This is a genomic window from Mesorhizobium sp. M0909 (assembly GCF_040319515.1).
GTDB lineage: Bacteria > Pseudomonadota > Alphaproteobacteria > Rhizobiales > Rhizobiaceae > Mesorhizobium.
In genome coordinates this window covers 59,686-84,694 of record NZ_JAMYOA010000001.1, presented here as the reverse complement: position 1 = coordinate 84,694, position 25,009 = coordinate 59,686, and the positions used below count along the sequence as shown (strand labels likewise).

General features: G+C 62.6%; 23 protein-coding genes. 9 read left to right on the top strand and 14 right to left on the bottom strand.

Annotated features, from left to right (window positions below):
- Positions 1 to 77 precede the first annotated feature (77 nt).
- Positions 78 to 1,907 (bottom strand): translational GTPase TypA, encoded by a 1,830-nt coding sequence (gene typA / locus NKH83_RS00405; protein WP_254817743.1) that lies wholly within the window; start codon positions 1,905 to 1,907, stop codon positions 78 to 80.
- A gap of 198 nt (positions 1,908 to 2,105) precedes the next feature.
- Between typA and NKH83_RS00400 the strand changes: the two genes are divergently transcribed.
- Positions 2,106 to 2,387: a hypothetical protein gene (locus NKH83_RS00400; protein ID WP_352801533.1), complete on the top strand. Its 282-nt coding sequence runs from the start codon at positions 2,106 to 2,108 to the stop codon at positions 2,385 to 2,387.
- 37 nt (positions 2,388 to 2,424) lie between these two features.
- On the opposite strand, the gene NKH83_RS00395 is transcribed toward NKH83_RS00400, so the two are convergent.
- A complete protein-coding gene (locus NKH83_RS00395; RefSeq protein WP_352801531.1) occupies positions 2,425 to 3,999 on the bottom strand; it encodes an alkaline phosphatase D family protein in 1,575 nt (524 codons plus the stop codon).
- A gap of 147 nt (positions 4,000 to 4,146) precedes the next feature.
- A complete protein-coding gene (locus tag NKH83_RS00390; protein ID WP_352801529.1) occupies positions 4,147 to 5,430 on the bottom strand; it encodes an MFS transporter in 1,284 nt (427 codons plus the stop codon).
- 82 nt (positions 5,431 to 5,512) lie between these two features.
- Between NKH83_RS00390 and NKH83_RS00385 the strand changes: the two genes are divergently transcribed.
- Together NKH83_RS00385 and NKH83_RS00380 are read left to right on the top strand one after the other, a co-directional pair.
- The gene (locus tag NKH83_RS00385) at positions 5,513 to 6,118 is read left to right on the top strand and encodes a TetR/AcrR family transcriptional regulator (RefSeq protein WP_352509069.1); all 606 of its coding nucleotides are present in this window, start codon (positions 5,513 to 5,515) and stop codon (positions 6,116 to 6,118) included.
- Between the two features lie 97 nt (positions 6,119 to 6,215).
- On the top strand, positions 6,216 to 6,806 hold the full coding sequence (locus tag NKH83_RS00380; protein ID WP_352801527.1) for a hypothetical protein: 591 nt from the start codon (positions 6,216 to 6,218) through the stop codon (positions 6,804 to 6,806).
- 17 nt (positions 6,807 to 6,823) lie between these two features.
- Here NKH83_RS00380 and ppa read toward each other — a convergent pair whose 3' ends face one another.
- The 6 genes from ppa to NKH83_RS00350 form a co-directional block, all read right to left on the bottom strand.
- The gene (gene ppa / locus NKH83_RS00375; protein WP_023721304.1) at positions 6,824 to 7,354 is read right to left on the bottom strand and encodes an inorganic diphosphatase; all 531 of its coding nucleotides are present in this window, start codon (positions 7,352 to 7,354) and stop codon (positions 6,824 to 6,826) included.
- A gap of 117 nt (positions 7,355 to 7,471) precedes the next feature.
- Positions 7,472 to 7,978, bottom strand: coding sequence for a GNAT family N-acetyltransferase (locus NKH83_RS00370; protein WP_254817749.1), 507 nt, complete (start codon positions 7,976 to 7,978; stop codon positions 7,472 to 7,474).
- Positions 7,979 to 8,211: 233 nt separating this feature from the next.
- Complete coding sequence (locus NKH83_RS00365; RefSeq protein WP_352801525.1) at positions 8,212 to 8,850, bottom strand: TPM domain-containing protein; 639 nt, start codon at positions 8,848 to 8,850, stop codon at positions 8,212 to 8,214.
- A 10-nt stretch (positions 8,851 to 8,860) separates the two neighbouring features.
- A complete protein-coding gene (locus tag NKH83_RS00360; RefSeq protein ID WP_352801976.1) occupies positions 8,861 to 9,685 on the bottom strand; it encodes a TPM domain-containing protein in 825 nt (274 codons plus the stop codon).
- A gap of 70 nt (positions 9,686 to 9,755) precedes the next feature.
- On the bottom strand, positions 9,756 to 10,565 hold the full coding sequence (locus NKH83_RS00355) for a TPM domain-containing protein (protein ID WP_352509073.1): 810 nt from the start codon (positions 10,563 to 10,565) through the stop codon (positions 9,756 to 9,758).
- Positions 10,566 to 10,650: 85 nt separating this feature from the next.
- Entirely contained in the window at positions 10,651 to 11,295 is a 645-nt protein-coding gene (locus NKH83_RS00350; RefSeq protein ID WP_352740819.1) for a LemA family protein, read from the bottom strand.
- Between the two features lie 162 nt (positions 11,296 to 11,457).
- Between NKH83_RS00350 and NKH83_RS00345 the strand changes: the two genes are divergently transcribed.
- The 3 genes from NKH83_RS00345 to NKH83_RS00335 all read left to right on the top strand — a co-directional run bounded on the left by NKH83_RS00345 (position 11,458) and on the right by NKH83_RS00335 (position 13,448).
- Positions 11,458 to 11,709, top strand: coding sequence for a hypothetical protein (locus tag NKH83_RS00345; protein WP_352801974.1), 252 nt, complete (start codon positions 11,458 to 11,460; stop codon positions 11,707 to 11,709).
- Positions 11,710 to 11,718: 9 nt separating this feature from the next.
- Positions 11,719 to 12,603, top strand: a complete 885-nt coding sequence (gene pdxY, locus NKH83_RS00340) for a pyridoxal kinase PdxY (RefSeq protein WP_352801523.1) — start codon at positions 11,719 to 11,721, stop codon at positions 12,601 to 12,603.
- Positions 12,604 to 12,680: 77 nt separating this feature from the next.
- Entirely contained in the window at positions 12,681 to 13,448 is a 768-nt protein-coding gene (locus NKH83_RS00335) for a DUF429 domain-containing protein (RefSeq protein ID WP_352801972.1), read from the top strand.
- A gap of 11 nt (positions 13,449 to 13,459) precedes the next feature.
- Here NKH83_RS00335 and NKH83_RS00330 read toward each other — a convergent pair whose 3' ends face one another.
- Positions 13,460 to 14,662 carry an aromatic ring-hydroxylating oxygenase subunit alpha gene (locus NKH83_RS00330; protein WP_352801521.1) on the bottom strand — a complete coding sequence of 401 codons (1,203 nt, stop codon included), beginning with the start codon at positions 14,660 to 14,662 and terminating at the stop codon, positions 13,460 to 13,462.
- A gap of 411 nt (positions 14,663 to 15,073) precedes the next feature.
- On the opposite strand from NKH83_RS00330, the gene NKH83_RS00325 reads away from it, so the two are divergent.
- A complete protein-coding gene (locus NKH83_RS00325) occupies positions 15,074 to 15,478 on the top strand; it encodes a hypothetical protein (protein ID WP_352801519.1) in 405 nt (134 codons plus the stop codon).
- A 90-nt stretch (positions 15,479 to 15,568) separates the two neighbouring features.
- Here the strand turns inward: NKH83_RS00325 and NKH83_RS00320 are convergent, their stop codons facing one another.
- Both NKH83_RS00320 and NKH83_RS00315 read right to left on the bottom strand, forming a co-directional pair.
- On the bottom strand, positions 15,569 to 17,656 hold the full coding sequence (locus NKH83_RS00320) for a PAS domain S-box protein (protein ID WP_254817756.1): 2,088 nt from the start codon (positions 17,654 to 17,656) through the stop codon (positions 15,569 to 15,571).
- A 44-nt stretch (positions 17,657 to 17,700) separates the two neighbouring features.
- Positions 17,701 to 18,480, bottom strand: coding sequence for a response regulator (locus NKH83_RS00315; RefSeq protein WP_254817757.1), 780 nt, complete (start codon positions 18,478 to 18,480; stop codon positions 17,701 to 17,703).
- Positions 18,481 to 18,526: 46 nt separating this feature from the next.
- On the opposite strand from NKH83_RS00315, the gene NKH83_RS00310 reads away from it, so the two are divergent.
- Both NKH83_RS00310 and NKH83_RS00305 read left to right on the top strand, forming a co-directional pair.
- On the top strand, positions 18,527 to 19,213 hold the full coding sequence (locus NKH83_RS00310) for a response regulator transcription factor (RefSeq protein WP_292663715.1): 687 nt from the start codon (positions 18,527 to 18,529) through the stop codon (positions 19,211 to 19,213).
- An 843-nt stretch (positions 19,214 to 20,056) separates the two neighbouring features.
- Positions 20,057 to 20,521 (top strand): L,D-transpeptidase, encoded by a 465-nt coding sequence (locus tag NKH83_RS00305; protein WP_352470721.1) that lies wholly within the window; start codon positions 20,057 to 20,059, stop codon positions 20,519 to 20,521.
- A 90-nt stretch (positions 20,522 to 20,611) separates the two neighbouring features.
- Here NKH83_RS00305 and NKH83_RS00300 read toward each other — a convergent pair whose 3' ends face one another.
- Positions 20,612 to 23,695 carry an efflux RND transporter permease subunit gene (locus NKH83_RS00300; RefSeq protein WP_352801517.1) on the bottom strand — a complete coding sequence of 1,028 codons (3,084 nt, stop codon included), beginning with the start codon at positions 23,693 to 23,695 and terminating at the stop codon, positions 20,612 to 20,614.
- A complete protein-coding gene (locus NKH83_RS00295) occupies positions 23,692 to 24,969 on the bottom strand; it encodes an efflux RND transporter periplasmic adaptor subunit (protein WP_502895501.1) in 1,278 nt (425 codons plus the stop codon). Before NKH83_RS00295 ends, NKH83_RS00300 begins: the two co-directional genes overlap by 4 nt.
- Positions 24,970 to 25,009 lie beyond the last annotated feature (40 nt).

Below are 25,009 nucleotides of genomic sequence, written 5' to 3'. Positions count from 1 at the left end.
CGCAAACTTCGGCCTCGGGTCGATTGTCGTATATGACAGCCGTGACGAGTTTACCGCTCATTGCGCGGTATTGCCCTTTATGCCGCGCCGACCACTTTCGCCGACTTTTCAAAACGCTTGCGCTCGTTCGGGTCGAGATAGAGCTTGCGCAGGCGGATGGTCTTCGGCGTCACCTCGACCAGCTCGTCATCCTGGATCCAGGCCAGCGCGCGTTCCAGCGTCATGCGGATCGGCGGCGTCAGCTTCACCGCCTCGTCCTTGCCGGCGGCGCGGATGTTGGTCAGCTTCTTGCCCTTGAGCACGTTGACCTCAAGGTCGTTGTCCCTGGAATGGATGCCGATAATCATGCCCTGATAGACCTTGACGCCGGGATCGATGACCATCGGGCCGCGGTCCTCCAGGTTCCACATGGCATAGGCCACCGATTCACCCTGTTCGTTGGAGATCAGCACGCCGTTGGTGCGGCCCGGCAGCTCACCCTTATAAGGCTCATAGGCATGGAACAGCCGGTTCATCACGGCGGTGCCGCGCGTGTCGGTCAACAGTTCCGACTGGTAGCCGATCAGGCCGCGCGTCGGCGCGTGGAAGACGATGCGCTGGCGATTGCCGCCCGAAGGGCGCAACTCGACCATCTCGGCCTTGCGCTCCGACATCTTCTGCACGACGACGCCGGCATGCTCCTCGTCGACGTCGATGACGACTTCCTCGACCGGCTCCAGCAATTCGCCGTTATCGCCCTTCTGCATGACGACGCGCGGCCGCGACACGGCGATCTCAAAACCTTCGCGGCGCATCGTCTCGATCAGCACGGCCAGCTGCAATTCGCCGCGGCCGGAAACGAAGAACGAATCCTTGTCAGGTGATTCCTCGATCTTCAGCGCGACATTGCCTTCGGCCTCGCGCAGCAGGCGGTCGCGGATGACGCGGCTGGTCACCTTGTCGCCTTCGGTACCGGCCAGCGGCGAATCGTTGACGAGGAAAGACATCGTCACCGTCGGCGGATCGATCGGCTGCGCGTGCAGCGGCTCGGTCACCGACAGGTCGCAGAAGGTGTCGGCCACAGTGCCTTTCGACAGGCCGGCGATGGCGACGATGTCGCCCGCCTGCGCTTCCTCGATGGGCTGGCGCTCGAGCCCGCGGAAGGCGAGGATCTTCGAAATGCGGCCGGTTTCGACCTGGGTGCCGTCATGGTGCAGCACCTTGACCGCCTGGTTGGATTTCAGCGTGCCGGATTCGATACGGCCCGTGATGATGCGGCCGAGGAACGGATTGGCTTCCAGGATGGTGCCGATCATGCGGAACGGGCCGGGATGAACGGTCGGCGCCGGCACGTGCTTGATGACGAGGTCGAACAGCGGCGCCAGAGCCTGGTCCTTCGGGCCTTCGGGGTTTTCTGAGACCCAGCCGTCGCGGCCTGAACCGTAAAGGATAGGAAAGTCGAGCTGCTCGTCGGTGGCGTCAAGTGCTGCGAAAAGGTCGAACACCTCGTTGACCACTTCGACATGGCGGGCATCCGGCCGGTCGATCTTGTTGATGACGACGATCGGCTTCAGTCCAACCTTGAGCGCCTTGCCGACGACGAATTTGGTCTGCGGCATCGGGCCCTCGGCGGCGTCGACCAGCACGATGGCCGAATCCACCATCGACAGGATGCGCTCGACCTCGCCGCCGAAATCGGCGTGGCCGGGCGTGTCGACGATGTTGATGCGGGTATCCTTCCAGTCGACCGAGGTCGCCTTGGCCAGGATGGTGATGCCGCGTTCCTTTTCAAGATCGTTTGAATCCATGGCGCGCTCGGCGACGCGCTGGTTGTCGCGGAACGAGCCGGACTGTTTCAGGAGCTGGTCGACGAGGGTGGTTTTTCCATGGTCGACGTGCGCGATGATCGCGATATTGCGGATTTTCATGTTTCGGTCTCGGGAGCGTTGCAGGCAGCAGGCCAAAAGGCGCTGCCTCTTTCGGTTGGGCGGCTCATACAGGGTTTTTCGCATTTGCGAAAGAGGAGGCGAGCCACCAAATAAAGTCACCAAATCTTAAATGTCTTGGTGTGAAGTGGAATTATTAACCAAGGCGGAACCTTTCGTGGTCCGGACAGTTCGAATTTCATGATCGAGACAGGCATCAAACTCCGGCCGATTTTGGCATGTACCGCGCTCGCCGTCCTCCTCGCGGCAAGCGCGGCGCAATCGGCCGCGCCGCCCAAGGAGACGCGGTCTGCTCTGCCGTTCGACAAGCGCTCGGCAGAGCAGCTTTTTGCCGATGCTCCGGACGGCGTCGACCCGGTGGTGACCGGACCGGTCAGCACCGCCTTCAAGCAAAGGCAAAAAAACGCCGGATGCGACAGAGCCGTCTGGCCCAAGATTCCCGTCGTCTGCTATCCCGATTGATGCACATCCACCTTCCGGGTGGTCCTAAAAGGCAATCTCACGCCGATCGCGCCGGATCGAGCGTGACCTTGTAGAGTTCGCTGTCGTCACGATCCATCAGCCGCACCGTCAACTGCTCGGTGGCTCCATCGATGTCGACGAGCCCGAAGAACTGCAGGCCGGCCGACGGCGGCAGGTTCTGACCCTGTTCGGCGGTCGGTGCCTTGATGAACCTCAGCTCCGGGCCGAAAGTCATATCGAAAGCATTCGGTCCGAACGTGCCGGCGTGGATCGGACCCGAAACGAATTCCCAGAACGGATTGAAGTCCTGGAATTGCGCCTTGTCCGGATTGTAATAATGCGCGGCTGTGTAATGCACGTCTGCGGTTAGCCAGACGGTATTGCTGATCCCCGCGTTCTTTATATAGCGAAGGAGGTCGGCAATTTCCAGCTCGCGCCCCTTGGCCGCGCCATTGTCGCCATTGCTGATTGCCTCGGCCCCGACCTTCTTGGTGCCGTCGTTCCAGACGACGAGGCCGAGCGGCATGTCGGCGGCGATGATTTTCCAGGTTGCATTGGAATTCGCCAGCTCGCGCTTCAGCCATTTCGTCTGTTGTTCGCCGAGGATGCGCGATTGCGGCGTCATCGTCTCCTGCATATTCGGACCGTTGGGGCCGCGATAGGAACGCATGTCTAGGAAGAACACATCGAGCAGCGGCCCATAGGCGATTTTGCGGTAGACACGGCCGGGCTCAGACGGCTCGTAGCGGATCGTCGTCATTTCGTGGAAGGCGCGCGCTGCGCGTGCCGCCAGTATATGGATGGATTTTTCGGTGTAGCGGTCGTCGGCGCTCAGATCCTTCGAATCCGACCAGTTGTTCACCACCTCGTGGTCGTCCCACTGGTAGAACGTCGGGCAGATGGCGTTCAGCGCCAGCACGTTCCTGTCCATCAAATTGTATTTCCACTGACCCCGGTATTCATCCAGCGTCTCGGCAACCTTGCGTTTTTCGTCGATCAGCACGGTGTTCTTCCACTTGCCGCCGCCGGGCAGGTCGACCTCGTCCTTCATCGCGCCATCGGCATAGATCGTATCGCCCGAATGCAGGAAGAAGTCCGGCGTGTGCTTGGCGATCGTGGCGTAGGTCTTCATGCCGGTGTCGTCGATGCCCCAGCCCTGGCCGGCGGTGTCGCCCGACCAAGCGAAACGAATGTCGCGCTTCGAGGCAGGTGCCGTGCGGAAGCGGCCGACGATCGGCTCGGAAACGGCGTTGATATCGGAAAGATCGGCCGCGACCATGCGGTAGAAGATGTCCTGGTCGGAGGCGAGATCGGTAAGCAGCCGCTTCACCGTATAGTCGCTGGCCGGCGAGCTGTCGAGCGGCGCCAGGCGGACGGCATTGGCGAAGCTCTCCGTCGGCGACACTTCGAACATGACGCGCGACGCCCGGTCCGTGCGAGCCCAGACTATGCCGCTGGTCGCGTCGACGTCGCCGGATTGGATACCGTGGGTAAAGGCCGGGCGCTGATTGGCGCGCGAGTAATAGGGAAGCGCGAGGCCCGACGCGCCGACCAGGCCAACGGCGCTGGCCGACGTGACGAAAGCGCGCCGCGTCATCGAAATCTTGTTCATGGCTGTCTCCTGGATGGCGTTGAACGTCGCCGCCAAGCTCCAGCTTCAATGTTTCAGGCACATTTCGAAACGATGAAGGTTTGATAACAGTGAACAGGCGGGCGATCTCCCCCTCAACGGGGGAGATTAGCACTCAACTGTCGCACCCTAAGCCGCCTGCGGTTCCGGCTCGAAGGCCGGGCGGCTGGTGTTGATCAGCAGCGAGATGCAGGCGGCGGCTATTGCCGTCATACCGGCGATCAGGAAGGCAAGCTCGTAATTGCCTTGCAACTCGCGCATGGTACCGCCGAAGAAGGCCGCTGTCGCGGCGCCAACCTGATGGCCGGCGACGATCCAGCCGAAGACGATCGGTCCGCTGCGGTCGCCGAACGCCTCGTTGGAAAGCCTCAGCGTCGGCGGCACCGTGGCGATCCAGTCCAGTCCGTAAAACACGGCGAAGATGATCAGGCTGGTTGCCGAAAAGCCGGAATAGGGCAGATAGATCAACGAGAGGCCACGGATGCCGTAATAGACGCCGAGCAGCTTGCGCGGGTCGAAACGGTCGGTGAGCCAGCCCGATAGCGTCGTGCCGATCAGGTCGAAGATGCCCATCATCGACAGCAGGCCGGCGGCTTGCACTTCGCCTATGCCCATGTCGCCGCAAAAGGCGATCAGGTGCGTGCCGACCAGCCCGTTGGTGGTGAAGCCGCAGACGAAGAAAGTGGCGAACAGATACCAGAACACGCGCGTGCCGGCGGCGCGGCGCAGCGTGCTCAGCGTATGCGAAAGGAAATTGCCTTGCGCGGCCGGCGGCGCCGGCGGCACGTCGTCGGCATCGGCGCCATAGCGGACCATGCCGATCGAGGCCGGGCGCTCCGGCACCAGCATATAGACCAGCGGCACCAGGCAGGCGGTGGCCACTGCAATGGCGATGGCGACCGGCTTCCAGCCGCCTGACTGGGCGAGCGAGGCGAGCAGCGGCAGGAAGACCAGCAGCCCGGTGGCGCTGGACGCCGACATCAGTCCCATCACCAGGCCGCGATTGGTCTTGAACCAGCGGTTGACGATGGTTGCGCCGAGCACGGTGGCGACGGCGCCCGAGCTGACGCCGGAAAACACGCCCCAGGTGAGGAGCAGATGCCAGGGCTTGGTCATCAACAGGCTGAGCGCGGTCGATACCGACATCAAAAGCAGCGCGGCAAGCAAGGTGCGGCGCAGCCCGATCCGCTCCATCAGCGCCGCGGCAAACGGCCCGGTCAGGCCATAGAGGAAGATGCCAGTGGCAGCGGCCAGCGAGACGACGTCGCGCCGCCAGCCGAAACTGTTCTCCAGCGGCAGCATCATGACTGCCGGCGCCGAACGCAGGCCCGCTGCGATCAGCAGGCAAAGGAAGATGACGGCGACCACGACGAAAGCGTAGCGCTGGCCAAACGGGCGGGATTGAGCTATCATGTTACTGACCGGTACGTTGCAGGAGCGCGAAACATACGTACCGACCGGTAACATTGTCAACCAGCTAATCGGTACACCAGACATGAAAAGCATTGAACCAACGATCAAGGCGAATGACGCACCGCCGCCTCGCGCCGCCGAACGGATTCTCCAGGTGGCGCGCGACCTGTTTTACCGGCAAGGCATCAGGGCGATCGGCGTCGACGAGATCGTGCGGCGTGCCGGCGTCACCAAGCCCAGCCTCTACCGCAGCTTTCCGTCCAAGGATGAGTTGGCCGCATCCTATCTCCGGCACTATGATCTCGAATTTTGGGAGCGCTTCGACGAGGCGGTGAATGCCCATCCCGGCGATCCGCGCGCGCAGATCCTCGCCTTCCTGACGCGTGTCGGCAAGCGTACGCAAAGGCCCGATTATCGCGGCTGCGGCATGACCAATGCCGCAGTCGAATATCCCGAACATGGCCATCCAGCCCGCGTTGTGAGCGAAGCCAACAAGCGGGAATTGCGCCGGCGCCTGCGTGCCATGGCGGCAGAGATGGGCGCCGGCGACGCCGACACGCTAGGCGACGGGCTGCTGCTCCTGATCGAGGGCGCCTATATCAGCGGCCAGCTGTTCGGTGTCGGCGGGCCGGCGCAGTCGGTAGCCCGCAACGCCGACCTTCTGATCGAGGCAAGCTTGAAGAAATAGCGTTGCGTTTACCAGATCACTGTGAGCAGCCTGAGTTCGTCTAGGCTGCTGCTAGATTTGACGGTACGCTGCGGCAGCCCGAACGGAGTTGTCCGCCATGCGCGCTCTTTTGATCCCGCTTGCCTTCGCCGGCTTCTGCAACGCCGCCCGGGCTGGCGACATATCCAGCGTCTATACCGATCTCGTCTGGGAGAAGGACTGCGTGACTTATGCCCAGGCGGAGGAAGGCGACGGCGACTGGGCCGACCTCGCCTGTTCGGGTTATGGCGGCTACCCGGTGATGGTTTCCTACGACGACGCGCGGGAATCGCTGTTCTACGGCTTTCCACCCGGCGATATGACCACGGTCTGGGAAAGCTTTTCCGGCCTCAACTCGGCTGGACCTAAAGTCGAGTGGCGGATCGAAACCAACGGCAAAACTACCATTCCGTTCGCCGTCATTCATCGTCGCTCGATCAGCGATACCGAGGGCGAGAACAAGTCGACGGAAGTGTTGATCGTCGCCAAGGTTGCCCAGCCTGACACCCACGAAGGCTGCACGATCGGCCTTGTGCTCGCCACCGGCAATCCCGCCGCCAACGATCAGGCGCGCAAGCTTGCCGACGAGAAGGCACGCACCTTCGCCTGCGGCAAGGACAAGCGCGTAGTGATCGGCGACGCGCCCGCTTTCGGCCGCGTCGACAACTGATTATTTGCGCCCGATAATTACTTGCGCTTGGCCCGCTCGATTGCCTCGACGATCATCTTCTTGGCATAGGCCGCATCGTACCAGCCTTCGATCTTGACCCATTTGCCGGGTTCGAGATCCTTGTAGTGCTCGAAGAAATGCTGCACTTGCTGGCGGGTAATGTCAGGCAATTGCGTGTATTCGTGGACGTCCTCGTAGCGCAAGGTCAGCTTGGGCGAAGGCACCGCGATGACCTTCTCGTCCTGGCCGGCATTGTCCTCCATCACCAGCACGCCGATCGGCCGCACATTGATAACGCAGCCTGGCACCAGCGCGCGCGTGTTGCAGACCAGCACGTCGATCGGGTCGCCGTCGCCCGATAGCGTGTGCGGTACGAAACCGTAATTGCCGGGATAGCGCATTGAAGTGTGAAGGAAGCGGTCGACGAACAGCGTGCCGGCCTCCTTATCCATCTCGTATTTGATCGGCTCGCCGCCGATCGGCACCTCGATAATGACGTTGACGTCCTCGGGCGGGTTCTTTCCGCTGGCAATTGCTTCGATCCGCATCGCTTTATCCCTCTCTCGATTGAAGATCGATAGCGGCCGATGGCGAATGGTGCAATGCGGCGAATGGTACTGGGGGGATCGTCCGAAACCGAAACCGGCCGGATCATGCGCTGGCCGTCATTCCCAGACGAAAGCGACCTTCTTCAGCGCCTTCTGCTCGAATATCTCGACGCCCTCGGCCACATCGCGGCCGCCGGCGCCGGCATAGAAGGCAAGTGCGTTCTGATTGTCTTCCAGCGCCCACACCACCATGCCTTTCAGGCCATGGTCGGCCAGCCGTGCCCGTGCGGCTGCGAACAGCCGGCTGCCGAGCCCGATGCCTTGATACTCCGGCCGCAAATAAAGCTCGTAGATCTCGCCCTGCTGCCTGAGTTCACGTGCTCGGTTCTTGCCGATCGTCGCGTAGCCGGCAATTTTGCCGCCGATTTCGACGACCAGGACGGTGGCGGCCCGGCGAATGGCATTCGCCCACCAATCGGCACCGCGGCGGTTGATCATCGATGTCAGTGTACGATGCGGGATGATGCCCGAATAGGCGCCGCGCCAGGCCTCGAGATGCACGTCGGCAATGGCGGCTGCATCGCGTGGTTCGGCTTTCCTGATGTCGATGCTCAGCGTATTCATGATTGGTTAACCATAAACCCGCCGCGCCCGATTGCAAGAGTCCGGTCAGCCGCCGCGATGCTTTCACACAGCCGAACCGCGACACAGAAAGGGCCTGCCTGAAAATGCGCTCTGCCGAGGCGAATGGCGTGATTTTCGAGAACCGAAGCGCAGCGCACATTTGAGTCCGTGAGCATCGGAAGCGCAGAAAACCGCGTCAGTCGTCCGGCAGAGTAGCGTTTGCAGGCTGGCCCTTAGATTTCGACCAGATGGTCGTCCAGCTCGTTGCTGTCGCCGCTCGAGACCGGAAAATGCTCGGCCAGTACCGCACCGACCGCTTCGATCGCCTTGACGAACCCGTCGGCGAGCCGATCGTCGCCGGCATGCGCCGTAAGGTCGCGGACGACACCGTCCCAGACATGCTGGCCGACACGAGAATCGATGCCGCTGTCGGCGACCACCTCGGCATAGCGCTCGGCGATCGAGACGAACACCAGCACGCCCGTGCGCGCCGTGGTGCGGTGGACGTTGCGGGCGAGGAACTGCTTCATCGCATTGGCGTGGGCGGCTTGGTAGCGCAGACGCCTCGGCACCAAATGGATGCGCAATGCGGGCAATGCCCACAACAGGATGAGCACACTGGCAAGCGCCAGCAGCTCGGCGATGACGAAATGCGGCAAGCGGATCGACAGCCACCAGGCTTCCAGCCCGTAACCGACGGCGAGGCTGACGACGAGCATGCCGAGCATCGCCATGAAAGCGGCCGGGAAAAAATAGCCGTCGCTGGCATGCGCCACGACGCAGTAGATCTCGCCGTCGGTCTTTGCTTCGGCAGCGCGGATCGCATCGGCGATGCGCTCATGATCCTCGAGGCTGATCGGTCGTGTTGCCATGATTGATGTCTCACCAGCTTCCTGAAGAACCGCCGCCGCCGGACGAACCGCCGCCGCCTGAAAACCCACCGCCCGAACTTCCGGACGACCAACCGCTGCCGGAACTTCCAGACGACCAGCCACTGCCGGACGAGGTCCCCGACGTCCAGCCAGCGCCACCGGAGGATGACGACGCTGGCCCACGGCCGTAGCGGAACGTCATGCCCAGCCACTTGTACACGCCCGGCGACAGCTTCGTGCCGAAGATCGGCGGCAGGAATGCCATTGCCAGGCCGCCGAAGAACATCGTCGCCCACAGGACGATGAACAGAACGAAGATGGGATCGACAGGATTGTCATTCGCCGGATTGCGCTTGCCGCGGGCTTCCAGCTCTTCGGGATTGCCTTCCAGCACCATGATCATGTCATCGACGGCCTTGCTGATGCCGCCAGAGAGATCGCCGGCACGGAAAGCCGGCACCATGTCGTTTTCGATGATCAGCTTGGTGTGCAGGTCGGTCAGCGTGCCTTCCAGCCCATAGCCGACCTCGATGCGCATCTTGCGGTCGTTCGGCGCCACCAGAAGCAGGACGCCGTTGTTCTCCTTCGCCTGGCCCAGTTTCCAGGCGCGGAACAGCCGGTTGGCGTAAGGCTCGATTTCCTCGCCGTCGAGGCTGGGGATGGTCGCGACGACGATCTGGTCCGAACCCTTGGTCTCGAAATCGGCAAGCTTCTGCGTCAGCGCCGCCTCGGTTGCGGCATCGATGATGCCGGCATTGTCGACGACCCGTCCGGTCAGCGCCGGCAATTCGGCGGCAATGACCGCGAAGCCGACCAGCAGCACCGCCATGGCCATAAGCGCGGTGCCGATCGTTTTGATGAAACGGCTGAATTCCACCGGGCTGATGGCGTGTCTTGTCATCTCGTCACCAACTTCCCGAGGAGCCGCCGCCACCGGACGAACCGCCGCCGCCGGAAAACCCGCCACCGCTTGAACCCGACGACCATCCCCCGCCGGAACCTCCCGACCAGCCGCCGGACGACCGCCGGTTTGGCTCGAAGGTCATGCCCAGCCAGCGATAGCGGCCGGGACCGATCTTCTGGCCGAAGATCGGCGGCAGGATGGAGGCTGCGAGGCCGCCGAAAAAGATGATTGCCCAGATGGCTATGAAGATCGTGAAGAACAGATCGTCGCTGTTGAACGGCGCCTGCTGGTTGCGCTTGCCGCGGGCTTCCAGCTCTTCGGGATTGCCTTCCAGCACCATGATCATGTCATCGACGGCCTTGCTGATGCCGCCAGAGAAATCGCCGGCCCGGAAGGCCGGCACCATGTCGTTTTCGATGATCAACTTGGTGTGCAGGTCGGTCAGCGTGCCTTCCAGCCCATAGCCGACCTCGATGCGCATCTTGCGGTCGTTCGGCGCCACCAGAAGCAGGACGCCGTTGTTCTCCTTCGCCTGGCCCAGTTTCCAGGCGCGGAACAGCCGGTTGGCGTAAGGCTCGATTTCCTCGCCGTCGAGGCTGGGGATGGTCGCGACGACGATCTGGTCCGAACCTTTGGTCTCGAAATCGGCAAGCTTCTGCGTCAGCGCCGCCTCGGTCGCGGCATCGATGATGCCGGCATTGTCGACGACCCGTCCGGTCAGCGCCGGCAATTCGGCGGCGAGAACGATTAGAGGGAGCAGGAGAAAGGTTAGAACGAAGCCAAGAAAAATCAGGGCTGCGTTTCTTCCCACCCCCCTCCGTGGGGAGATGTCCGGCAGGACAGAGGGGGGCGCGAAGGAATACAAGGCCAACAGGCCCAGGCTCAACAGGCGCCGTTCACCCGCCTTGCGTGGTGTTGGTGCCGAAATCGACCTTCGGCGGCTGCATCTTATCCTCCTCGATGGTGAAATTCGCAAACGGCTGGTTGCCGCGAAACCACAAGGTCGCCCAGATCACCGACGGGAAGGTCCTCAGCGTCAGATTGTACTCTCTCACTGCCTGGATATAGTCGCGGCGGGCGACCGTGATGCGGTTCTCGGTGCCTTCGAGTTGTGCTTGCAGCGCCAGAAAGTTCTGGTTGGCCTTGAGATCGGGGTAGTTCTCCACCACCGCCAGCAGGCGCGACAGCGCGCTGGTCAAGCCGGCCTGGCTGTCCTGGAATTTCTTGAAGGCTTCCGGATTGTTCAGCGTTTCCGGCGTCACGGTCACCTGCGTCGCCTTGGCGCGCGCTTCGACCACGGCATCGAGCGTATCCTTCTCGTGCGCGGCGTATCCCTTGACCGTGTTGACAAGATTGGGGATGAGATCGGCGCGGCGCTGGTATTGATTCAACACCTCGCTCCATGCTGCCTTGGCGTTTTCCTCAGCTGTCGGGATGGTGTTGTAGCCGCAGCCCGCAAGCAGCGGCAGCATGACGGCCATGACCAGGAACGCAGCTATATTACGGAAGATTGGCGGTGAAGAAAGGCGCTGGGCAAGCATGATAAGGTCCCCTCGATAGCATTGGCAGGCGAAGCATTAGCACAATCCTTGCGTAAGAAAATGACTTCGGCCGAGAAGTGTTACTGGTTTCTGCCATTCACCGTCAGGCCCTGTGACAGACAAGGCGAACGGGTTAAGCTCGGCATGAAACGGGGTATCACCATGGCGAAACGCCACGACAGCGACGCGGAATCGCGCCGCATCATCGAACGGGTGGCGCGCGAGACCGACCCGGGCGGCACCTCGTTCCTTGCACGAACCACTAAAGGCGCGCGCGACCGCGTCACCGCGGCCGATGCCGACCGGTCGGATCCGATCGAATATTGGGGCACCCGCATCGGTCGGGCAGCGGGCTTGCTTATTGCCATCGGCCTGTTGATCTGGCTCGTGCTTTTCGTCACCAGGGGCAGTTAGGAAAAATCAATGAGTGCCGAAAAAACCGACGCGCCGCGCGCGGTCATCGTCGTCTCCAGCCATGTCGCACGTGGCTCGGTCGGCAACCGTGCTGCCGTTTTTGCGCTGGAGACGCTCGGCTTTCCGGTTTGGGCGGTGCCGACCGTCATCCTGCCCTGGCATCCGGGCCATGGCCGGGCCACCCGCATCGTGCCGCCGCTGGACCAGTTCAAGGCGCTGATGACCGACCTCGAGCGCGCGCCGTGGCTGGGCGAGGTCGGCGCGGTGCTGTCCGGCTATCTCGGCGAGGCTGGCCAGGCCGATGCCGTTGCTTCGTTGGTCGGCGCGGTCAAGGCGAAGACACCGGAAGCCCTCTATATCTGCGACCCGGTGATGGGCGATTCGGGCGGCCTCTACGTACTTGAGCCGACCGCTATCGCCATGCGCGACCGGCTGATGCCGATCGCCGATATCGCAACGCCCAACCGCTACGAGCTGGAATGGATGGCCGGCGCGCCGCTGCCCGACCTGAAATCGGCAATGGCTGCAGCCCTGCTGGCCGGCCCGCCGGCCATGCTGGTCACATCGGCGCCGGCGATGATGGCCGGCGGCACCGGCAATTTGCTGCTCACAGGCAGGGAGGCGCTGCTTGCCGAACACCGGCTCATCGACAAGCCGCCGAATGGGCTCGGCGACCTGACGGCTGCCGTCTACCTGGCGCGGATCCTGTCCGGCCAGCCGGCCGCCAAAGCTCTGCAATCGACCACCGCGGCGGTCTACGAGATCCTGGCGCGCACCGCCAAGCGCGGCGGCGACGAGTTGCAGCTCGAGACCGATGCCCAGAGCCTGTCGCACCCGATGGCGATGGTGCAGCTTCGCCATCTCCCGCATCCGGAACGGGACCGCCGGGCGTGACGCAGGCCGAAAACGCCGTGCCGCAGGACGATGCGCCCGAGGATGTTGCGCCCGGCCATGTTGTGCCCGAGGACGTTGTGCCCGAGGACGTTGTGCTTGTCGGCGTCGACGGTTGCAAGGCTGGCTGGATAGCCGTCCGCCGCGATCCCGGTGCGGCACCGTCTACAGCCGTTTTCCCAAGCTTCGCGGCGTTGCTCGACCGACTGCCCGTCAATGCGATCGTGGCGGTCGACATGCCGATCGGCCTGCCCGATTTCTCGCAAAGAGGCGGTCGCGGCCCGGAGGCGCTGGTGCGGCCGCTGCTCGGGGCCCGCCAGTCCAGTGTCTTTGCCATCCCCTCCCGCGCCGCGCTCTACGCCGAGATCGAAGCCTTCACCACGGTCGATGCCTGGTACGCCGCACATCGCAAGGCAAGCGAGGTGGCCAGGACGACATCAGATCCGCCGCGCGGCGTCTCGATCCAGGCCTTCGGCATCTTCGCCAAGATCCGCGAGATCGATTCGCTGCTGATCGCGCGGCCCGAATTGCGCAGCCGCGTCTTCGAATCGCATCCGGAAGTTGCCTTCTGCAAACTGAACGGCGACCGCGCTATGCGCCTGCCCAAGAAGATCAGGGGCAACATCAATCCGGCCGGCATGGCCGAACGCAAGGCGCTGCTTGCCCAGCATGGTCATAGCGAGGATTTTCTCGACCAGACGCCGCCGCGCGGCGCGGCCGCCGACGATTTCCTCGACGCCGCGGCGATGATGGTGGTTGCCGGACGCATCGTCAGAGGCGAGGCAATGCCGTTTCCGGATCCGCCGCTCGCCGATCGTTTCGGCATTCCAGTCGCCATTTGGGCCTGAGGACCAAGGCGTCAGGAGCGTGATTTGAGCGCCTCGTTGAGTGCCCACATATCCTTCTCCTCGGGCGCGGTCTCCAATCCGAGCACGGGAATTTGCTTACGCAAATGGTCGTGGTGGGTGCGCACGCCATATTCGAGATCGGAGAGGTAAAAACCTCCGAAGGCTTCGGACAGCATGGATTCGTTGGACCATATCGAAAGCTGCACGTCCTCGGCCAGCGTGTCGCGATCGATGCGGTAGGATAGGTAGCGGGCAGCCGCCTGTTGCCTGGTCTCGTCGTGATAGCGGTAGATGGCGCCGCGCAGCAGCGTCTCACCCGTCGACAGCGGGAATTCCTGATAGAACTGCACCGATTCCGGCATGATCGACAGCACGTTGTTTGGGAAGATGCCGTAGTAGATCCAGGCCTTGCGCAGGTGCTCCGGCAGGTGCTTCGCGTCGGGTGCGAGCTTGATATATTGCGCGACGCTCCAGCGCCGTCCGGCATGCGGATTGTAAGTGGCGAACGAGCGCGACACGCCGTTGACGAACGGCTCGTCGAAATAGGTCGCACCGTAAAGATCCTGCAGCGCCGGATGTGCCATGGCGACGTGGTAGCCTTCATTGTCGACGTCGCGCACCGACTTCCAGTTGACCGGCGTATTTTGGGTCCAGATGCCCCGGGACGGCACCATCTCGACCACGCCGTAATGAGCAATCTCGGCTTCGATCGGCTTCAACAGCTCGGCCACGGATGGCTGCGGCCCACCCTTGCGGAAGCGGATGAAGATGAAGCCCATCCAGATTTCGAGCTCGAGCGGCATCAGGCCGAATTCGGTCTTGTCGAGGTCGGGGAAGGAACGCGGGCGGGCAGCACCGCGCAGTGTGCCGTCGAGATTGTAGACCCAGCCATGGAAAGGGCAGACCAGCGCGTTCTTGCAAGTGCCCTGGCTGTCGGCGACAACGCGACTGCCGCGGTGGCGGCACATATTGTTGAAGGCGCGTACAACGCCATCCTTGCCGCGCACGATCAGCGCCCGCTCGCCGACCACATCCATCGTCAGATAGTCGCCGGCGTTCGGCACGTCGCAGACATGGCCGGCGATCTGCCAATGATTGCGGAAGACGTGCTCTTTCTCGAGTTCGAGCAAGGCGTCGGAATGATAGCTCCAGCCCGGCAGCCCCCGCCGATCCCAATCGTTGGGAATTGCCACGTCACGCAGATGCGGGTTCATAAAGGCTCTTTATTTATTGAATGCTCGTTCAATAAAAGCATATTTTCCGTTGAAATGCAATGGCTTGCAAAAATGGGGAGAATTCTTGGCGGGAAATCGAGCCGGATTTGAGAGCCGAGTCCGAACGATCGAAGCCGGGAAAATCCCGGGAATTCCGGACGTTAATCCCCTCACGCTTGTTGAGCGCCCGACGCTCCGTGGGCCTGGAAAGGCGACGTGGATCTGGTGCCGTGGGTAGCGGAAAAGAGAATGCCACCTGTGCTGCAGCTACGCCTGATCGGTTGCCCAGGAATGGCTGCGGGCTTGGTTTCATGCCGGTTACACAATCGTTAATCCATCATCGTTGGTCGGTTACAAGGTGCGATTAGGTTCGTTTCAACGGAGGAAAGAAGAAGACCGAAGGAAACGACGATGCGTACGAAAATCCAGATCACCGATACCGACCTTCGCCAGCAGGGTCCCCGGCGTAACGACCGGCGCCCGACACTGGCGCTGCGCCAGCGCGCCAGTGATCATCCAATGGCGATGTTCATGCTGCTGGCGTCCGCCGCATTTGCCGGCATGGCGTTGACGCCGACCGTCGGTCCGGCCTTCGCCTCACTGAACCCGCCGGCCAACCTCATCGATGGCGCGACGACTACCACCAAGACGGCGCGCCTGCCGATTTCGGAGATCGATTTCGCCTGCAAGGGGCAGGCCTGGGGCGCCGAGAGCCTGGACTGCCTGCGCGTCATCGCCGCTCAGTCGGGCAAGGCACGGCCGGTCCGCATGATCGCCAACGCCGCCCCGCTGGCCGATACGCCGAACGTTTTTTGATTTTTTGCGAGCGCCCTCCAGCACTCCAGTCAGGCTCCCGCCGCAATGTCGGCCGGGAGCCCTTTTTTCTTCCGGGAGAGATGGCGGAGTCTAGCCGCCCAGAGCGGCCTGCTCGGCAATGGCCGAGAGCACGCCGCGCACATCCAGCGTGCTGAACGGTTTTTCGAGGATTGGCGGCCGTTGCGGCGCCGGTAGCGCCTCGATCTCGCCTTTCGCGCCGATCAGATCGCCGGTGACAAGCACGAAGCGCCGCGCCAGACCCGGCAATTCGCCGAGTAGCTCGCGATAGGCGGCTATGCCGCTGGTGCCGGGCATGCGCAAATCGGAAAACACGATGTCCGGCGGGACATGGCCACTCAGCGTCGCGGCGGCCGAGACCCAGGCCGGCACGATCCGCGACTTGATACCCATCAACTCCAGAATGTCGGACAGCGACGCGGCGACATCCGGCTCATCGTCTATGATCAGCGCGTGACGCAAGCCGCTCGACCGCGACGGAGCTTCGCCGGCGGCGGCCGCGCCGGCCGCGATCGCCGGCAGCTGCACGACAAAACGCACACCTCTCGGCGAAACCTCCTCGAACCAGATATTGCCATTGTGCCGCTCGATGATCGATTTCGAGATCGACAGACCGATGCCGGTACCGACACCGACCGGCTTGGTGGTGAAATAGGATTCGAATATGCGTGAACGTATCGCTTCCGGCACGCCTGGTCCGTTATCCTCGACCGAGAATCCGGGATTGCCGCGGTCGCTGCGAAACGTCCGGACCTTGATCCGGCGGTCGCCGGCAACGCCGGCCAAGGCATGCTGGCTGTTGATGAGGAAGTTGGCGGCCACCTGCGTCACGTGGTCGGCATCTGCCATGGCCAGCAGCGGGCCGCTGGCGAAATCGGTGTCGATGATGATGCCGCTCGACCGTGCGCCATAGGCGGTCACTTCGAGTGCGGCGCGGATCACCTGGTTGAGGTCGGTTTCGGCCTGTGCGGCCGGGTGCAGGCGGACCATCGACAGGAAACTCTTGACGATACGGCCGCAGCGCTCGGCAGCGGCGCGCACTTTTTCGGCGCGCACTTTGGTCTGTGGATCGGCGGCGAATTCGTGCAGCAGCGTCGACTGGGCGACAACCACGGCCAGCGGATTGTTGAGCTCGTGCGAAACGCCGGCAAGCAGCGAGCCCATTGCCGCCATCTTCTCGTTCTGGTGCAGTTTTTCGCGCTGGCGGTTGATTTCCTCCTCAGCCCGCAACTTGTCGCGCAGGTCGCGGATCGAGCCGAAGATCAGCTGGCGATCGGCGACCCGCATCTCGGTTGCCGTCAGCTCGATCGGGAAAACCTCGCCAGCGGCATTCTGGGTGACCGTTTCAAGCCGTTGGCCGACCATCGGCGCGCCGCGGCCCGACATGTATTCGGCGCCAGACGCATAGCCCTTGCGATAATATTCCGGCACGACCGTATCGAGCAGGTCCTTGCCGAGGATATCGCTGCGCCGATAGCCGAACATCTTCTCGGCGGCCGGATTGAATTCGATGATCGAGCCGGTCTCGTCGATGACGATGATAGCATCGAGCGAGGCCTGCAGCATGGTGCGGCGAATGACGTCGCTGGCATGCGCGTCGGACGGCGACCGTTCGATGGCATCGCCGATGGCGAGTGCCACCATGTGCAACGCCGCCTCTTCCTGGTCGGTCCATTCGCGTTCGTGGATGCAGTCGTTGACCGCCAGCGTGCCCCACAAATTACCGTGCGAAAAGACCGACACCGACAGGAACGACTTGATGTTCTGCTTTTCGAAATCCGTCCGCAGAAAGCCTTCGAGATCGCGTGTGTGCCCGGCGAAGATCTTGCCTTGACGCTCGTCCTCCGCCAGCCGTTCCAGCAATGGGTCTGAATCGACGACCGACTGCATGATGACGGTTGGTGACGCCAGCTCGCCGCCAAACCGGGGGGCGATCCAATAAGCGGCGACCGACTGGGCGAAGCCCTGGCCGGGCAGTTCGCGCAGGCGAAACAGGATGCCGCGGTGACAATCCATGGCTTCGCAAAGCGTTTGGAGAATACCCTCCATCTCGCGCTGCCAGTCACCGGCTTCGCGCAGCCGGCGAACCACATGCACGGCCACCATCGCCGCGCCCTGCCTGGCGCCCTGCACGTCCACGCGTGTTGTTTCAGCCGTCATGATCAGCCGTCATTTCCTGGCCGCGGCTTCCTCAAGCCGTCGCCTTAGTTATTTTCGCCGACTGGCAGCGAGAAGATATAGCCTTCGCCGCGCACCGTGCGCAGGAATTTCGGATTGGCCGGATCCGCCTCGATCTTCTTTCTCAGCCGCATGATGCGGATGTCGACGGCGCGGGACGATTCCGGATCCTCGACGAAACCGATCGCCTCGGAGATCGCCGCCCGCGTCAACAGCCGGTTGGCGCGCGTCAGGAACACCTCCAGCACGTCGAACTCGCTCTTGGCCATGTCAATGACCGCGCCGTTGGCGCCGGTGACGAGCCTGCCGTCGAGATCGGCGTGAAAGGGTCCGAAGCTCACGGACCGGCGGCCGCCGGATGTTTCAGCCTTGGCCTTTTGTGGCTCGGTCGGCTCCGGAACGCGACGCAGCACGCTGCGCACCCTGGCCAGCACTTCGCGCAATTCGTAAGGCTTGACGATGTAGTCGTCAGCGCCGAGCTCCAGTCCGACGATGCGGTCGAGCGCGGTACCGGCGGCCGTCGCATAGATGATGCCGATCGGCATTTTCGACCGCATCCAGCGCCCGAGCGACAAGCCGTCCTCGCCCGGCATGGCGATGTCGAGAATGGCCAGATGGAAGGACTGCACTTCCAAGAGGTCGCGCGCCGCCGCCGCACTTTCGGCCGTGGCCACATCATAGCCGCTGGCGCCGAGATACTCGGCGACCGCGTCCCTGAGGTCGGGCTCGTCCTCGACGATGACAATTCGTGCACGCACGATGCTTTCGCTCCCGCTTTCAGTGGAAAGTAGATTGGGTATAAACATGATGTCCAGCACTCTTCTTGGGTTGCCGTATGCGGGGTAGAAAAACATGGCTGCACGATCCGTTATCGCGCTTGTTTCCGTCGCTGAAGTAATTGCCACCGATCTCGCCGATCATCTCGAGCGGCGCGGTCATGACGTCCGTGCGGCGCGACAGCCGTGGGAAGCCGAATCGCTGCTTTCGGAAAAGGGTATCGATGTCGTGGTTGTCGGCGACAGCGTCAGCCAGGCGGAGGGGCGAGACCTGCTCAGGCGACATGGCGGCGAAGGTGGCCCGGATTTCATCCTGATCTGCCGCCCGGCCGATCTGGTCGACAAGGTTCTGGCGCTCGAACTCGGCGCCGCCGACGTCGTCGAAAGCCCGCTCAATGTCAGGGAGCTTGCCGCTCGCGTCGGCGGCCTTCTGGCTCGGCGCGGCAGGAGCGCCGGGGAACTGATCGTGCTGGAGAACGCGACCGTCGATCTCCGATCGGCCATTGTCATGCACCGCTCGGGAACCGAAGAACAGCTGTCCCCCGGGCAGGTGGCGCTGCTCAGGCTGTTCCTGGCCAGCCCGCGCAAGGTGCTGACGCGGGACGACATCATCGCCGCCGCGCCCGCCGAAAATGCCGAAGCCTTCGATCGGTCGATCGATTCGCGCATCGTGCGGCTGCGCCGCAAGCTCGATACCGAAACCATCACCACCATACGGGGTGCCGGTTACCGGTTCGATCCGCCGACGCAATTCGCCGATTGAAGGCAGGACGGCCACCCTTTTGTCTTGAGCATCGGGTTTTCCCAAAACCGGTTTCCACTTTGGGGTTCCGATGCTCTTCAGCGCACCACGAGAAGCGACGGGCCGGACGGCATGTCACTGTTCGTACTGACCTCGCCGGCATGAGCACGTTCCTTCAGCAGCACGGTGGCGAGGCGGCAATGCCGAGCAGCCCCTGGACGTAAAGCAGGGCGGAAAGCACGGAAGCGGCGAATTTCGTTTTCATCCTGTTCGTTCCTCAAAATTGGAATTTACGGGCACTTCAGGGGAACCCCCGAAGCGCCCGCGCCGCCAGCGGAGCCCCCCGTTGCGGCGCGGGCCTTCGGTCCTCTCGGCTGCAAGTTGCCGGAGGCGCCGCGCATCCTCAACGGCCCTAAGCCGCCCCCGCCAGAGGGGCTTGAGCCGGTCGACGCGCAGGCTGGAAAGTGTCCAGATCAATCCAGGCCGTAGCGAAACAGTGTTGGCTTCCGATCGTTCGTTGCCCGCTGTTTTCGTTAGGTCAACTTTGCCTGTTCGCTGTATCCGGATCATGCCGCCGACGCTGCGCTTTGTTGCAGCTCGGTTTCGGAGTCAGGTGAATTCCTATCAAACGAAAGGCAATCGCGTATTGGCGCCGCGGTTTGGCCGATCCGCCTAGGCAAACACGCCACCCGTCATGACGACGTCGTGCAACTGCAAGCTGCTTTGCACGGACCTTTTCTGTTAACCAGGGGAAACAGAATCGAAACACAAACGAGCATCTTGCGAAATCGGCTTGAAACATGACGCCCCGATAAGCCGGTCATGAATTGGGCCGGCCCCGACCGGCAGAATAGGGGAGACATCATGTACACTGCCATTTCCGCCAAGCTCATCAACATCGCCGCCGCCGTCATCACCGGTACTGCCTTGCTTGTCAGTGCCGGCAACGGCGCAGCCCACGCCGCCGCCAACAAGATCGTCGCGCGTGTGTCGCTATCGCAGCAGACCATGGAAATTCTGGTCGACGGGCGGCCGACATTCGCCTGGAAGGTCTCGACCGGCGACAGGACGCACGTCACGCCGACCGGTTCGTTCAAGCCGACCCGCATGCATGAAATTTGGTATTCGAAGAAATACGACAACGCCCCGATGCCGCATTCGGTGTTCTTCAGCGGCGGCTACGCCGTACATGCGACAAGCGCCATCAAGCGCCTCGGCCAGCCGGCCTCGCATGGCTGCGTGCGTCTGCATCCGGACAACGCCGCCGATTTCTACCAGCTCGTCGAGGTCTTCGGCCCGGCCAACACCAGCATCGTCATCGTCAAGTGAGCGATGCTGCTCTTGTGTCGCTCAAAAAGGCCGGAAATCCGGCCTTTTTATTGTACAATGTTAGTACAATCTAATCTGGGTTAGTACAATCTAATCCGGCATCACCGGCATCAGCTTCGGATCCGGCTTTTCAGCGTGATGCGGCAGGTCCTTGCTGGCGATAAAGGTGTAGAACATCGGCACCACAAACAGCGTGAACATGGTTCCGACCAGGATGCCGGTGAAGATCACCAAGCCCATCGAATAGCGTGCCGCGGCACCCGCGCCGCTGGAGATGATCAGCGGCACCACGCCGAGCGCCATCGCCGCCGTCGTCATCAGGATCGGCCGCAGCCGCACCCTGGCCGACGCGATGATCGCATCGCGCCGCCGCATGCCGTGCATTTCACGCTGCTGGTTGGCGAACTCGACCAGGAGGATGCCGTGCTTGGTGATGAGGCCGATCAGCGTGATGAGGCCAACCTGGGTGTAGATATTGAGCGTGCCTAGCCCGATGTTAAGCGGCACGATCGCGCCGAAGATCGAGAGCGGCACCGCCATCATGATGATCAACGGATCGCGGAAGCTTTCGAACTGCGCCGCCAGCACCAGATAGATGACGAGCACAGCCGCAGCGAAGGCGATGATGATCGTGTAGCCCTGTTGCTTCTCCTGCCGTGACTGGCCGGTATAGTCGATGAAGAACGTGTCGGGCAGGCTTTCCCTGGCGATGTCCTCGATGGTCTTCAGCCCGTCACCGGTGGTGACGGTGGGCAATGGCAGAGCGGAAATCGTGGCGGAGTTCAACTGGTTGAACTGCTCGATGGCGGCCGGCGACGCGTTGGTCGAGATCTTCACCACCGCCGAGAGCGGCACCATCTCGCCCGACGCGCTGCGCACGAAATACTCGGCCAGCTTTTCAGGGTTGTCGCGAAAGCTCTGCGGCACCTGCGGGATGATGTCGTAGCTGTTGGATTCGCGGTCGAACTGCGCCACCTCGGCGCCACCGACCAGGAGCGTCAGCGTCCGGCCGATGTCGGCGATCGGCAGGTTGAGCGCGGCGGCGCGGTCGCGGTCGATCGTCACCGTCACTTGCGGCGCGTCGTAGGACATCGAATTCTCCACGGCGAGGAAGCGGCCGGAGGCCTGCGCCTTGTTCTTGATATTTTCCGCCGCCTCGTAGACTTCGGAGGCCTCGCCGGTCGAGCGCACGACCATCGTGATCGGCAGGCCACCGCCGGAGCCGGGCAGCGTCGGCGGCGCGAAGACGAAAGCCTTGACGCCCGCCACCTTGGCAAGGCGCGCAGTGATGTCTTGCTGAAGTTCCTTCGAGCTGCGCGCGCGCTCGGCCCAGTCCTTGAACGCAAAGCCGACGAAAGCGCTGTTCGTCGGGCCTTGGAACGCGACGGCGGAGAACCGCGCCCTGGTTTCGGGGATATCATTCACCAGCCCGAGAATCTGGTTCACATAGGTCTCGGTGTAGTCCGACGTCGCGTACCGCGGCGCGTTCACAATAGACAGCAAGAAGCCCTGGTCTTCTTCCGGCGCCAGTTCGCTTGAGGTCTTGGTGAACATAAAGCCGGTCGTGGCGACCAGTGCGACGACGATCATCAGCGTCACCGGGCGATATTTCAGCGAGCCGGTGACCAGCCGCTCATAGATGTGTTCGACGCGCCCGAACGTATTGTCGACAATGCGCTGGAAGCGGCTGTGCGAGCCGGACCTCAGGATACGTGCCGACATCATCGGTGTGACGGTTAGGGCAACGCCCCCCGAAAGCACCACCGAGCCGGCAAGCGTCACCGCGAATTCGCGAAACAGCGCGCCGGTCAGGCCGCCGGTGAAGGCCAGCGGCGCGAACACGGCGGCCAGCGTTATCGTCATGGCGACGACGGCGGAAGAGATCTCGCGCATGCCGTTGAAGGCAGCCTGCATCGGCGACAAACCGTCTTCCTCCATGTGGCGGTGGATGTTTTCCACCACCACGATGGCGTCGTCGACGACGAGGCCGATCGCCAGCACCATTGCCAGCAACGACAAAAGATTGATCGAATAACCCAAAGAAAACAACAGGAAACAGACGCCGATCAACGACAGCGGAATGGTCACGATCGGCATCAGCACCGAGCGGAACGAGCCGAGGAAGAGCAGGATGACGACGATGACGATGGCGACCGCCTCGCCGATGGTCTTGAACACCTCCTCGATCGACGCGCTGATCTGCTCGGTCGAATCATAGACGATCTCCATCGTCATGCCTTGCGGCAGCGTCTCCTGGATGGTCGGCACGATCTTGTGGATCGCCGCCGCCGTGGTCAGCGGATTGGCGGCCGGCGTTGGAAAGATGGCGAGAAAGATGCCGGGCTTGCCGTTGAACGTGACCCTGGTGTCGGTGCTCGCCGCGGCGAGCTCGACGCGGGCCACATCGCGCAGCCTCACCACATTGCCGTCTTTCGAGCGGAGCGGAAGGGCAGCGAAAGCCTCCGGCGTCTGCAGGGTCGAGCGAACCGTGATCGAGGAAGCCACATATTCGTTTTCGGTATCGCCGGGCGCAGAGAGGAAATTCGATTCGTTGATGGCGGTCAGCACTTCCGCCGCCGTCACGCCGCGCGCCGCCAGTTTGATCGGGTCGATCCAGACACGCATCGAATATTCGGCGGCGCCGAAAATCTGCACGTCGGCGACACCTTCGACCGTCGAGATACGCGGCCGCACGACACGCTCGATATATTCGGTGAGCTGTTCCGGTGTCATGTTCGGATTCTGCATCGAGATGTACATCATCGCGAACTGCTGGCCGGTGCCCTTGACGATCACCGGGTCTTTGGTTTCGTCCGGCAGATCGCCGCGAACACTCTGAACCTTCGACAAGACTTCGTTCAGCGCGACGTCGGGGTCGGAGCCGAGCTTCATCTGCACCGTCACGGTGCTGGAGGACGGCCGGCTCGACGACGTGACATAATCGATGTTTTCGGTCGAAGCGACGGCACGCGCGATCGGCGCGGAAATGAACCCCTGGATCAGGTCGGCGCTGGCACCGGGATAAGCCGTGGTGATGGTGATGGCCGTTTCTTCAACCTCTGGATACTGCCGAATCGAAAGGTTGAAGATGCCCTGAAAACCCAGAAGCAGGATCATGCAGGCAAGCACGGTCGAAAGAACCGGGCGGCGGATGAAGAGGTCGGAAAAGCTCATTGCTGGGCTGCCTGCTGGTTCCCCGGCTTGCTCGGATCGATCGTGTTGTCGACGGCAACGGACATGCCGTTGGAGAGCCGGTTCTGGCCGGCGGTAACGACTTCGTCGCCGGGCTGGATGCCTTCCAGGATCTCGACCAGGCCGGCGTTGTGGCGGCCTGGCTTGACGAACACCTGGGCGAGCACGAGCTGCGGTTTCTGTTCTTCCGCTGCCGGCTTGGCTTCCGCTGCCGGTTTGGCTGGGGTAGCAGCCGGCTTTTCGTCGGGTTTTGCCACGGGTGCTTCGGCCGCCGGCTTGGCAGCATCTGCAGCCGGCTTTTCTTCTGGCTTTGCCTCGGGAGCCGCGCCGTTGGCTTCGGCGGATTTGGCCGGGCGCACCACGAAGACGAAGTCGCCGTACAGGCTGGAGGTCAGCGCCGTCTGCGGCAGCGCCAGCACGTCGTTCTCCTCGGGCAGTTCGACGCGCACCTGGACGAACTGGCCGGGCGTCAGCTTGCCTTCGGGATTGCCGACCTCCGCCCTTACCGTCACCAGCCGGCTGGTCGGGTCGATCTTCGGATCGATGCCGCGGATGCTGCCGGTGAACGGCATTTCGCCGCCGCCGACGCCCAACCGCACCCTCTGTCCGATCTTCAGTTGCGGAAGCTGCTGCTCCGGCACGGTGAAATCGACACGCATCGTATCCATGTCCTGCAAGGTCACCACGGCGGTGCCGGGTGTGAGATACTGGCCAAGGTCGATTTTCGGAATACCGACAGTACCCTTGAAGGGGGCGGTCAACTGCTTTTGGTCGAGCACCGCTTGCAGCTTGTTTACCTGCGCGGCGGAGACCGATGCTGCTGCCTGCGCCGTGTCGAGCGTAGCATCGGTGCCGACCCCGCGCTTCTGCAGCTCGAGAGCGCGCATCAGCGTCGTCTGGTCGGAGGTGGCTTGCGCCTTCGACGCGACGAGGTCGGCTCGCTCGACGGCATCGTCAAGCTGCAGCAGGACGGCGTTGGCGGCGACCTTCTGATTGGCATGGAACAGGATGTCCTTGACGATGCCAGCAGTTTCGACCGTCAGGTCGACGCCGCGTACGGCACTGACAGTGCCGATCGCCTCGATGCCGGGGGTCCAGGACATCGGTTTGACGATGACTGTCGACACGGTCGCGGCCGGCGGCTTCATGGTGGCGAAGAACTGTTTGATCGCATTGTCGCGAAACAGGTTGAAGCCGACGATGCCGCCGCACACCAGCACGAGCAGAATGAAGGCGATGATGAAGCGCTTGATCACGAACAGTTCCCTCGGCCATGGCCCAGCATAACGGTCGGAC